General features: G+C 41.9%; 9 protein-coding genes. All 9 read right to left on the reverse strand.

Going from position 1 to position 12,301, the window contains the following annotated elements; genetic code table 11:
• Nucleotides 1-44 precede the first annotated feature (44 nt).
• Nucleotides 45-2,639: a transglycosylase domain-containing protein gene (locus PBAT_RS08545; protein ID WP_068648537.1), complete on the reverse strand. Its 2,595-nt coding sequence runs from the start codon at nt 2,637-2,639 to the stop codon at nt 45-47.
• Between the two features lie 120 nt (nt 2,640-2,759).
• Nucleotides 2,760-2,999 (reverse strand): RNA chaperone Hfq, encoded by a 240-nt coding sequence (hfq, locus tag PBAT_RS08550; RefSeq protein WP_068602034.1) that lies wholly within the window; start codon nt 2,997-2,999, stop codon nt 2,760-2,762.
• 19 nt (nt 3,000-3,018) lie between these two features.
• Nucleotides 3,019-3,999, reverse strand: coding sequence for a tRNA (adenosine(37)-N6)-dimethylallyltransferase MiaA (gene miaA / locus PBAT_RS08555; RefSeq protein ID WP_068648538.1), 981 nt, complete (start codon nt 3,997-3,999; stop codon nt 3,019-3,021).
• On the reverse strand, nt 3,983-4,771 hold the full coding sequence (locus PBAT_RS08560; RefSeq protein WP_068648540.1) for a class I SAM-dependent methyltransferase: 789 nt from the start codon (nt 4,769-4,771) through the stop codon (nt 3,983-3,985). Before PBAT_RS08560 ends, miaA begins: the two co-directional genes overlap by 17 nt.
• A 48-nt stretch (nt 4,772-4,819) precedes the next feature.
• Nucleotides 4,820-6,763 (reverse strand): DNA mismatch repair endonuclease MutL, encoded by a 1,944-nt coding sequence (mutL, locus tag PBAT_RS08565; RefSeq protein ID WP_068648544.1) that lies wholly within the window; start codon nt 6,761-6,763, stop codon nt 4,820-4,822.
• 280 nt (nt 6,764-7,043) lie between these two features.
• Nucleotides 7,044-9,863, reverse strand: coding sequence for a DNA mismatch repair protein MutS (mutS, locus tag PBAT_RS08570; RefSeq protein ID WP_068648545.1), 2,820 nt, complete (start codon nt 9,861-9,863; stop codon nt 7,044-7,046).
• Nucleotides 9,864-9,928: 65 nt separating this feature from the next.
• Nucleotides 9,929-11,182, reverse strand: a complete 1,254-nt coding sequence (locus tag PBAT_RS08575) for a putative amidoligase domain-containing protein (RefSeq protein ID WP_246168262.1) — start codon at nt 11,180-11,182, stop codon at nt 9,929-9,931.
• A 112-nt stretch (nt 11,183-11,294) separates the two neighbouring features.
• Nucleotides 11,295-11,846: an outer spore coat protein CotE gene (locus PBAT_RS08580; protein WP_068648547.1), complete on the reverse strand. Its 552-nt coding sequence runs from the start codon at nt 11,844-11,846 to the stop codon at nt 11,295-11,297.
• 276 nt (nt 11,847-12,122) lie between these two features.
• Complete coding sequence (locus PBAT_RS26360; RefSeq protein ID WP_084402921.1) at nt 12,123-12,296, reverse strand: IS3 family transposase; 174 nt, start codon at nt 12,294-12,296, stop codon at nt 12,123-12,125.
• Nucleotides 12,297-12,301: the final 5 nt, after the last annotated feature.

The following is a 12,301-nucleotide window of genomic DNA, read 5'->3' on the forward strand; positions in this document are numbered from 1 at the left end:
TTTTAAAAAAAGCCCCCGAAAAATCGGAGGCTTTCTCAAAGTATTTATGGCGTTGTAGTCCCTTGTGATTCAACGTTGTTCTCTGTTGTGCCTGTATTGACCGATCCTGGATCTTCAGGGCTAGTGACACCCGAATCCTCACCAACAGGAGGAACTACTTGTTCAGGAGGAACCGTTGTTCCATCAGGCGGTATAGACTCTCCACCTGTTCCTGGGTTAGTCTCTGGGACTCCCGGTATAGTGCCACCACCTGTATTTCCATTATTTCCGTTTCCATTATTCCCATTCCCATTACCGTTCCCATTGCCGCTTCCATTATTACCATTACCGTTACCATTACCATTTCCGTTATTAATATCTGGTTGTTCCACATCCGGCTCTGGCTCAATTTCAGGTTCCAGAGGTTCTGTAAATACCTGAACGAAATTAGACTTTTCTGATTCCGTATTTGTGTCTGCGAAGAATGCTGTTACGTAATATTCGTAAGTAAATCCTTCTACAATGTCGAAATCTTCAATATTACTTGCAGTGGCAGCATCCTTAATTAATCTAAATTCACTCTCTGAAGATTCTTTACGATATACATGATATTGCACGTTATTTCCTTCTACACCGTTCCAATTCAAGGATACAATCTGAGTATTCGGATCATAAGCTCCGCTTAAGCCAGTCACAACATCTACGATATCCGGTACTACAGGTACTTCTACCGGCGGTTTCACCGTCTCTGATTCAGGGAAACTCTTCGCTTCAAATCCTTGTATTGCTTGCTCCATGACTTTCCCCCAGAATGTCGCAGCTAGAGAACTACTCTTATGAAGTAAGTGGGTTTTATCCGGCTTGTCGTAGCCCATCCACACCGCTGCTGTTAATTCTGGGGTATACCCAACAAACCATACATCACGGTTCGAATTATTACCTTTAATACCACTTTGAGTCGTGCCTGTCTTCCCAGCAACCGGTCGACTAATGGCCGCTTTTTTCCCTGTACCACTGTCAACAACATTTTTCATCATTTGCGTCATTTGGACAGAAGTGTCCTTACTCATCACTTCTACGCCATCTTTTTTATGCTCGTATTTAACTTTATCATCACTATCTTTAATCTGTTTAATTGAATAAGCTTCATTCAACGTACCACCATTGGCGAATGCACTATAGGCCTGAGTCATCTCAAGTGTATTCGTCCCCTTACTCATACCGCCCAATGCTAGTGAAAGATTCTTATCTTCTTTATCCAGTGAAATACCCATCTTCTCTGCGAACTTAAATCCGGTATTCACACCAATTTCATTCAATAGCCATACAGCTGGAATATTCTCAGATTTCTGAATCGCATCTGGCATACTTATTGTATCTGAATAGCCATGTAAATTTCCCGGACAGTAATTTGAGAAACATTGCTTCTTATTACTTAGTAGGGAGTCTTTCGTATATTGGCCCGACTCCAACGCCGGAGCATAGGACGCAATTGGTTTCAAAGCCGATCCAGGCTGCCTCCGGCTACTTGTAACACGACTATACCCCTTACGCTCATAGTCTCTACCACCCATTAAGGCTACAATAGCCCCAGTGTCATTATTCATGATCACCATAGAAGCCTGTACCTGAACATCATCGGCACTCTTCTCGAAATTACTATCATCGGCGAACTCTTTTTCAATAACTTGTTGTGCATTGGCATCCATCGTCGTATAGATCTTATATCCGCCGACATTCAGATCATCTTGAGATAACCCTGTTACTTCCTCGGCTTCACTCATGACATAATCCATAAACGCTAGATACTGTTGCTTCTTAGCAGGCGGTGTATAGTCATATACCACATTCTTAGCTGTCTCTCTCTCTTCAGCTGTGATATACCCTTGCTCCTGCATCAATTGCAGTACGATTGCACGACGCTCCTTTGAATTCTCAGGATTCCGAAGAGGGTTGTATTTAGTTGGTCCTTTTGGCATGGCAGCCAATGTCGCCATCTGCCAGACCTTCAAATTATTCAGATCATTTACCCCAAAATAATATTGAGATGCAGCCTTGATACCATAGATTTGTCCACCGAAGTTAATACGGTTAAGGTACATCGTAATAATCTCATCTTTAGTATTATTATTCTCTAATGCCATCGCAATAGATACTTCTGTCGCTTTCCGGAAGAATGTTTTCTCACGAGTCAAGAAGATATTCTTAGCAAGCTGCTGCGTAATGGTACTGCCGCCCTCTACTTTGGCTCTAGCAATAATATCTTTAACAGCGGCACGACCGATGGACCAAATATCCACACCGCCATGTTCCATGAATCGTTTATCTTCTGTTGCAATAAATGCATTCTTCAGTAAATCAGGAATTTGATCACTATCCACAGGTTCACTCTTTTGAATGGATAATTGACCCATCAATTTCCCATTTCGATCATATACTTTTGAATTTTCAGCAACAATCATCTTATCTTTATTCTCATTGTAAAGTCTTTCGCCATTCACTGTAATGAACAAGTATCCGGCCAATGCACAAAAAATTGCAACAGCGGCTGTAAAAAATAACGTCCAAAACAAACGTTTTTTAGATAACTTTCTTTTCTTTTTCTTCTTCTTAGGCGGTTCTGTATTTGCATTCGCCCTTGTAGGTCGATTGTTAGCCATGTGGTTGCCTCCCTAAATCCTAATTCTAGTATCGGAATGAAAAGAACAACCCATAAGGTTGCTCATAGTCTATTTCCTATTCTCTTAAACGAAATTACTCCCGAAAAGGTTTCATAAGTATTAAGCCTCTGTTGAAGGGTCCTGCATTAATGAAACGTTACGTTGTGGAGTAATAGTTGAAATCGCATGTTTAAATAACATTTGTTGGCGGCCTTCACTATCCACAACAACCGTAAAGTTATCGAATGCTTTGATCGTTCCTCTGATTTGAAAACCGTTAACCAAAAAGATGGTAACTGAAATGTTTTCTTTACGTAGTTGGTTCAAAAAAGTATCTTGAATATTAATGGATTTGTTCATTAGCCGTACCCCCAATAGTTCAATTAGATTGTTTAGATATATATTCAATATCTGAGAGAAACTTCCCTGCTATTATATCACGTATCGAAGCGAAATTCTCAGAGAAATTATCCGCAGTCGTGACATCTACCCATGTAATGTCCTTCATATGGCGAAACCAGGACAACTGACGTTTGGCAAATCTACGTGTATCCCGTTTCAATAGCGAGATCGTATCATCCCATGTTAACTCATCTTGTAGGTAAGATATGATCTCCTTGTAGCCTAAACCTTGCATAGAGATTAGACCTGGTCCGTATCCCCCTTGAATCAATGATTTCACTTCTTCTACCAGACCTTGTTCAATCATCTCATCAATACGGGCTTCAATACGTTTATATAGCATTTGTCTATCCATTGTCAAACCTACGATACATAAATCATATGGCGATTCTTTCGTTTGAGCGGCCATTTGAGCTGAAAGAGTCGTATTCGTAAGATGAAAAATTTCGAGCGCACGAACGATTCTTCGTTGATCATTTGCGTGTAATCTCTCAGCGCTGATAGGGTCTACAAGCTTTAAACGATCATGTAAGGCTTCCGCACCGTGACTCTGCGCAAAGGCGAATTGTTCTTTTCGGAAATCCTCATCTGCACCAACATTGGTAAATTCGAACCCGTAACAAACAGACTCAATATATAGCCCTGTTCCTCCAACAATAAATGGAATGTTCCCTCTATCATGAATTTCCCCAATTAATCGTCGACACTGCTCTTGAAATTCAGCTACCGAATAAGGATCATCCGGATCATGAATATCGATCAAATGGTGCGGGATGCCTTCCATTTCTTCTTTAGAAATTTTGGCTGTTCCAATATCCATCTGTCGATATACTTGCATGGAGTCGCCCGAAATAATCTCACATCCATAATACTTTGCAATTTCGATACTCATCTTCGTCTTACCCACTGCCGTAGGACCTAACAACACTAGCAAGGCAGGTTTAGTCTCTATTGTCAAGGAATTTCACTCCATACGTGATATTTGAATTGGAACGTTCTAACATTTGGAAGCCCAGTCGTGCAAATTCAGGAGAACCCCATTTTTCTTTTAGAATAACAGACTTTCTGGCTACACGTTCTGCTTCTTGGATACTCTCTACGCTAAGTGCGTCACTATTGGCGAATTGTCTTAACGGATTTATCGCTGAAGATGCCATTAAAGGCTGCCGAAACATCGGATCAAAATATACAATATCAACGCTATCATCCGGCATTTCTTTTAATACATCCAAATGATCACCATGTCTTACTTCGATTCGACGCATCGCCTCATTCACTTGCTCTAGATCCGTGACATAATGGCTCATACCTTCTTTCAATAACGCAGCCAAATCACTCGAGCTCTCCAATGAGATAACTTTACCCTCAGGTCCAGCCTTCACAGCAAACACGAGTGAGTCACTTCCTAATCCAGCGGTACAATCTAATACGGAATACCCTGCTTGCATTCCTGAGGCATCTAACATAGGATCATTATCGCCCTTTAACACGCGTTTCACTCTCACATAACCCATACTTGGATGATAATCGATAGGCGGATGACCAGGTCTGACTAATCTAGCACCATTCTCTAACACTACAAGCGCTACAGATTCCTTCGAAGCCTGAACTAACTTTGTAATTGATGTCCTCTGGCGAGGAACATAGTTGTATCCTAAATCCAATGCCAAAGATTTAGCTCGCTTGACCAACTTTTCTGGATCTTCACATCTTCCGGTCGTAATAATCATTATTTTCTCCTGTCATATGTGATTAGAAGTTTAATTACGGAAGCTAAACTACATCACACGTTTAAATAGTTTCTCTAGATCATAAGAAGAGAATGAAATCACAATCGGACGTCCATGAGGACATGTATATGGCTGTTTACAAGCAGCGAGACGTTCTAAAAGTGTATCTGATTCTAGGTTCGTCAGCTTCTGATTCGCTTTGATGGAAGCCTTGCATGAACATAGAATGGATGATTTCTCCCTTAATTTGGCTAGATCAATCATACGTTCACTTAATACCCATTCTGCCATTTCTTCAATCAACGATTGTTCATCTCCCTTAGGGAACCAATACGGATGGGCTCTAACTCGGAAGGTTTGTCCACCGAAATGTTCTAAATAGACACCTACCTGTTCGAACCAATTGATCTTTTGTTTCAACTGTTCCGTCTCCGAAGGCGTAAATTCCAAGGTAATGGGTAATAACAGTTCTTGTGATGCATCACTGGGACGTCCGAATTGTTCATAATAAAATTCGTAATTGATCCTTTCGTGCGCGGCATGTTGATCAATTAAATATAGCCCCTCTTCATTCTGAGCAATTAAATAGGTCCCATGATGTTGCCCGATCAGTGTCAATTCTGGAAATGGAGGAATTTCTGGCGACCCATTTTTGGGAATAGCATACACTTCTGGATTGAAGGGAGCACCCTTTCCTTCTTCAGGAAAATTCCCCTTAGCCCCATTGATTCTATAATTCTGATCATTACGTTCTCTCACTGGAAGATTTACACCCGAACTTACATCATTCATAGCATAATTAACCGAACCCGTAAGTGGACTTAATTGGCTTCCTATCATATCAGATTGAACCAATTTAGACGAGTCCGATAATGACTTTTCGCTCTGATTACTTGATGCCGTATTCGCCGTTTGCTGATCCTTGTTGAATCGGAACTGTTCTTGTATGAAAGATGAACTTCCAGTGTTACCAATGGGATGTTTCACTGGCTGTGGGATAAGTACCTGTTGACGTAGGACCGCATGTATTGCTTGTTCTACGAAAGGATATAGTTCGTTTTCTTTACTAAAACGCACTTCCAGCTTCGCGGGATGAACGTTCACATCCACGATCGATGGATGCATCGTTAACGAGAGTATAGCAAGAGGATACCGATTAATAGGTAGTAACGTATGATAAGCTCGCAGTATCGCATGATTCAGACCATTATTTCGGATATAACGACCATTCACAAAAGTTGAAACAGCATTACGATTCGAGCGCGTCCATTCAGGTATACTCACGTATCCTTGTAAGCTATAATCCATATCCTCCGCTTGAATGGGAAGCATTGCCTTTGCAGCCTGTGTTCCATAAATAGCAGCTATAACCTGGAGAAGATCTCCATTTCCTACGGTCTGTAACAGCGTATTATCATTATGTCTCAGTGTAATCGCGATACCTGGATGTGATAAGGCAATGCGATACATATAATCTGAAATATGACCAAGTTCGGTCTGAATTGTTTTCATATACTTCAGCCTTGCCGGCGTATTGTAGAATAATTCCTTCACCACAAAATCAGTCCCGCGAGGTGCTGCTGAATCATCATTAGAAAGAAGATTCCCACCTTCAATGATAAGTTTTCGTCCGAGTCCATCTTCTTGACTAGATGTTGTAAGTGCTATCTTTGATACAGATGCAATACTTGGTAAAGCCTCGCCGCGGAAACCTAGACTTGTGATGTGAAAAAGATCTCGGCCATTTGTTATTTTACTTGTGGCATGACGATAAAAAGCTGATTCACAATCTTCCGGTTCGATCCCTGATCCGTTATCTGTTACGCGGATACTTTGGAGTCCACCTTCTTCTATTGTCACTTCAATCTTCGTGCTTCCTGCATCGATTGCATTTTCCACAAGTTCTTTAACTACGGAGGCAGGACGCTCCACAACCTCACCTGCGGCAATCTGGTTGGCTATGTGCTCGTCCAATATGTGGATTTTGGCCATGGAATTATCCCTCTCTCTTTTCGGTCTCAACACCTTACCAAGTGCTTGACAATCATTCATGTTGGAAGCCGCTACGGTAACGGATTATCCTTACGATCGTTGTTACGGTCCGATTTTTTGATTAAATACCGCTTTTTAGCGGTAGAAATCAGACCGTAAAGACGAACGCTACGCTTCTACAGGACAATTCCGTCACCTTCGCTACTTCGAACATAATCCATTGTTTTCTGCAAGAATTGAGTATGGTGTAGAGACCTTTTTTCGTTCGTTGTAGTTTATTTTAGATCCCTTTCGCTTTCACACTTAGCTCATGAAGTAATTGCATAGCTTGTAAGGGTGTCATGTTCATCAGGTCGAGATTCTTGACGGAGTCGATAATCTGCGTGACGTTACGGTTCATTGGCGCTATGGATTCCTTCTTGGTAGGTTTGACTTCCTCTTCACCAAAGATGGATAGCTGAACAACGTCATTGACTTCTCTTATCTCGTTTCCGAGATAAGAGCCGGTATGTTTCTCCGCTGTGTGTTCGGTATTTGTCTCAGGGGATACTGTTATACTTGACGTTACTTCTGCTGTTACATTTACTTCCTCAGTAACTGGTGCTACCCCTGATGATACTCTTGTTTCACTTGCTTCTGCTATTCCAGTTGCCATTGTTTTATCAAAAGTCGCTGGAACCTCTCTCGCTACAGCCACTTCAGAGGTTACTGTCGTGTGCTCCAAGCTTTCGAGTAAGGTATTCGCTCGATCAATAATAGAGTCGGGTAATCCAGCTAGACGAGCGCAATACACGCCATAACTACTACCCGCTGCACCCGGAATTAATTTACGTAAGAAATGAACTTTATCGCCACTTTCTTGTACGGCCATGGAATAATTGCGTAATCCCTTCAAGCTACCTTCGATATGAGATAATTCATGGAAATGTGTTGATACTAAAGCTTTACAACCAATTTCATCATGTACATACTCGATCACAGCTTGAGCGATAGCCATACCTTCACTGGTGGAGGTTCCCCGTCCAAGTTCGTCAATAATAATAAGACTTCGTGGGGTTGCTTTCTCTGTCATGACTTGAATATCTGCCATTTCTACCATGAAGGTACTTTGACCACCAATTAAATCGTCAGCTGCGCCAATTCTCGTAAATATACGGTCAACCATAGGGATCTCTGCCTTATTCGCAGGTACGAAGCAACCAATTTGAGCCATGATAGAGATCAATGCGACTTGACGCATATACGTACTCTTACCCGCCATGTTGGGACCTGTGATCAATAAGATATTTGCTGATTCTTTAGATAAATTCGTCGCATTCGAGATGAATGCTGATTCCTTCATCACAGCCTCAACCACAGGATGTCTACCACCTTCAATGATAAAGTCATAGTCTTCAGTCAGTACCGGCTTCACGAAACCATGTTCTGCGCTGGTCGCAGCAAGAGATTGATATACATCCAATTCTGCAACTTTTTCAGCTAGGGACTGTAACCGCGGTATTTGTTTACTTAATTTCTCTCTTAACTCTGAAAAGAGTGCATATTCCAGATCCACCATCTTCTCCTGTGCTTCGAGAATGAGTCCCTCTTTCTCTTTCAATTCAGGTGTAACGTATCGCTCTGCATTTGCAAGCGTCTGCTTCCGTTCATATCTACCTTCAGGTACAGATGCAATATGAGATTTAGTTATTTCAATATAATATCCAAACACCTTATTGAACCCAATCTTCAGTGACTTGATGCCTGTTGCCACACGTTCTTGAGCTTCAAGCTCAGCAATCCACCTTTTTCCATTGACACTTGCTTCTCTTAGCTCGTCCAAATGTTCATGATACCCTGGCTTGATTAATCCACCATCACGAACGGATATCGGAGCTTCGTCTATAATTGCTTGATTAATTTCATCATGAAGATCTTCACACGCATCTAACTCTCTTGCAATTTTGCCAAGTGTCAAGGATGGTGTAGCCGCACACAACGCTTTAAGCGATGGTATTTGCCCTAATGACAACTTCAGTGCGTTAAGATCACGTCCATTTGCATTACCGAAGGCTATTCTTCCCACAAGTCTTTCTAGATCATAGATCTCTCGAAGTGATAGTCGTAAATCTTCGCGTAATATCAACTGGTTATACAACAGTTCAACAGCTTCAAGCCGTTCTTCGATCCGACTCCGATGTAACAACGGTTTATCGATTCTTCGTCTGAGTAGGCGAGCCCCCATCGACGTCTCTGTTTTATCTAGAAGCCATAACAAAGAGCCCTTTTTCGATCTTTCTCTGACAGTCTCTACCAGTTCAAGATTACGACGTGTAAAAGGATCCAATATCATAAAGTGACCTGGTTCATAGGGAGATATTTGTGTTAACTGGCCTAGTGATCTTCTCTGAGTCTCATTAAGATAGGAGATCAGCACAGAGATACATAAAGCTCTCTCTGGATCTAAACGTGCATAAGCTGCTTCACCGAATTGACTGCGGACCATTCTCTCTTCTTTCTTATCCCAAGGCGTATATACAACAGGTCGATTGCCCTGAAGCTGTAATGAACGAATGCTGTCGAGCATCCCCATATCACCGATAATCTCAGAAGGTTCATATATGTTAATCTCATCACGAAGCCATTCCAGAGAGGAGGGAACAGAAGTAATATACAATTCACCTGTTGATAGATCACAAGCAGATAAACTCATCATCCCGCCCGATGTTGTAACACAGACTAAGTAATTATTTGATTTATCAGCAATATTCTTCCCGTCCATAATGGTTCCCGGTGTCACGACTCGTACTATATCACGACGCACCATACCTTTGGTCGTTGCTGCATCCTCAAGTTGTTCACAGATAGCAACCTTGTAGCCTTTTTCTATTAGACGCTGAATATATCCCTCAGCTGCATGGTAAGGCACACCACACATGGGTATACGTTCTTCCCCACCGCCTCCGCGACCTGTCAGCGTTATCTCAAGTTCACGTGATGCCGCAATCGCATCTTCAAAAAACAATTCATAGAAATCGCCCAGACGGAAAAACAAAAAAGCGTCCTGGGCTTGCTGCTTCACTTGCAAATATTGTTCAATCATTGGCGTATATTGGGCCATGAGTTACCTCCATACATCTTCTTTTACTTCAAAAATTCATTTATTGAAACACACACTTCGATATATTATAACACAGGAATATTCCATAACGGACGGATATCCCTTGATTCATCCCAGATCGTTCCGTTAGAAATATGATCCAGTAATGGATCAATATACTTGGCATACTCCGAATAACCACGAAGAGACATCACATCTCTGAATAAAGGCTCTATACAACCTCGAATCACATTCCTATTTCCTTCATAATAAGCTCTATGAATAATCTCTTGATTCAAAGGTCGTAGAACGAGTTCCTTATAATGACAAACAATCAGATACGCGAGGAATACGACGCCTTTGGCAACCAGTGGTGATACCAAGAAGCTAGGAAGCGTTCGGTACTCAAATCCACCATGAGGTTGCCTTCTGAAATCGCCGAGATACCCATAACGAGGTCGTCTGTTCAAGCTTGTATGATCCTCAAGTAACATGACAGGGAGAGCTAGATAATTATCCAAGGTCTGCACAAGAGAGTACGTGAGCACAATACCACTGAAATGCAAATGTCCACCTAGGGGTAAACCTGGGACAGGCATCCCTCCAGCCATCCAAATTAGAGATCTATCTCGAATCAATTGCTTAGCCGACCCCAATGCATGCATAAGCTCTACAAGTAATCCTCGTGGTTGTAGACTGGGTTCTGGACGTAGTTCTGCAACTGGGAAGCTCGTAATACCATCCATATGAACCGCATCACATCCTACTTCACCAATTCGTTCAAGGAATTGAGAAGCTGGCACCACTTCCATCGAGGAAGCATCTACAAGTAGAAATTCAGGATCCATTCCCATCATGAGTTGAATGCCATTCTTCTCCTCTTGCTCCAGAATGTTATGTAGATTTGCTTGGTGTTGCTTATATAAGCTTAACAGTGTAGGCTCACGCAATTTCGATAACGGTGTAACCCGCTCCACAACATATTGTCGTTCACCATATGTTGAGAGTATGGCTTCGCCTGATGCTAGGCCTAATGTATACAAGCTTCGAACGGCCATTTTCGTTAATCTTTTCATCTGAGGGTTCTGTTCCAGTTCCAAGCTAGATCTCATGGCTATTCCAGTCCTGAGTCCTATTTCTTTATCACCACCCCCTAGTCTACAAATATCGAAACCACGCAGATTACTTACTTGAACTGCGTATCTACTGCGGTAAGTTGATGTGTCTTGTTTACTTCCTGCACCACCTTCAGTGAATTGAGCAGACACTCCCGAACGGATAAGACGAGCTTGCGCGGTAGAAAGTGACATTGATTCATAAAGAGACCCTTCTTGATCCACTTACATGACTCCCCCTTTCGTAAAATAAAAACAAAAAAGGAGGGCATCCGCCCTCTACACAGACGCCCTCAAATCATATACTACGCTATACCTTTCAATTCAACCCTCGTTGTTAAAGGTCATCATCCAGAAGATCAGGGTCCAGGTCCTCATAATCGCCTGTGTCCTCGCTGAACTCAAATTCCTTATCATCATAATCTTCGTGACCGATCAGTACGAACACTTTGGTCTCAGCAATGAGTTCCACAGTGAATTCCCGCTCAACACGGATGATGACACTTCCCCCTCCCGATGACACACTTGCTTCGACACAACTTGGTTCCTGCGTTGCCTCCGCAGATACTTCTACTGTTGAAGCCCGGTGTCTGGGATCTAGGTACGATAGCGAGACAAATTCTACATAAGGTACGGTCTCTTTGGCTACGTCGGTTTGAGAGTTTTTGTCATAGGAATACCAAATGTTGATATCGTAAGTACCAATAACTTCAATTCCGTCTCCGGCCGCTACCGCTTCGTATTGATGGTTTATAATCCATGCACCTAAAATACTGGTTGGATTATGTGGCGGAGTTACGGTATGTGTTACGGTAGAGAACTTACGACCTTTGCCGCAGATCGCTTTCGTTATGATCTCTCTACTTTGATGTTTACGACTTAATGACATCTTTGAACCTCCTCCATACAATCATTCACTACTAAGTGTATGCAGGAGGTAGGCAAAAGTTGATTAGCCCAGTACAAATAATTATCTTTTTATAAGAGAATCATTAAATTACTATTCTTAGTAACACAGATTGACCTATTCTAAGATTCATCTAACGCTATATTGTGCATAACGTTCATTAATAATTTTCTGAAAAGCAAGCTCTACCTTATCCAAGGTAGCGTCCATCGCTTTGAAGTGACCCCTGTCAAGTAGACAATTAACAAAAAGCAATATTTAAGCAGCCTGAGTCCTGTATTCGTAGGGGCTCAGGTTGTTTAGTTTCTTTTGAAAGCGTTCATGGTTGTAGAAATGGATGTACTGCTTAACGGCGTGTTCGACCTGCTTTACAGAACGAAAAAAATGAAGATAGAAGCACTCTGCTATAAAATGACTGAAGAATGTCTCCAGAACTT

Source organism: Paenibacillus antarcticus, from assembly GCF_001637225.1.
Taxonomy (GTDB): domain Bacteria; phylum Bacillota; class Bacilli; order Paenibacillales; family Paenibacillaceae; genus Paenibacillus_AQ; species Paenibacillus_AQ antarcticus.

What these genes read in the sequence shown, in the direction of transcription:
- hfq (WP_068602034.1), bottom strand. Translation starts at nt 2,999, where the DNA reads ATGAACAAATCCATTAATATTCAAGATACTTTTTTGAACCAACTACGT.
- mutL (WP_068648544.1), bottom strand. Translation starts at nt 6,763, where the DNA reads ATGGCCAAAATCCACATATTGGACGAGCACATAGCCAACCAGATTGCC.
- mutS (WP_068648545.1), bottom strand. Translation starts at nt 9,863, where the DNA reads ATGGCCCAATATACGCCAATGATTGAACAATATTTGCAAGTGAAGCAG.
- PBAT_RS08545 (WP_068648537.1), bottom strand. Translation starts at nt 2,639, where the DNA reads ATGGCTAACAATCGACCTACAAGGGCGAATGCAAATACAGAACCGCCT.
- PBAT_RS08560 (WP_068648540.1), bottom strand. Translation starts at nt 4,771, where the DNA reads ATGATTATTACGACCGGAAGATGTGAAGATCCAGAAAAGTTGGTCAAG.
- PBAT_RS08580 (WP_068648547.1), bottom strand. Translation starts at nt 11,846, where the DNA reads ATGTCATTAAGTCGTAAACATCAAAGTAGAGAGATCATAACGAAAGCG.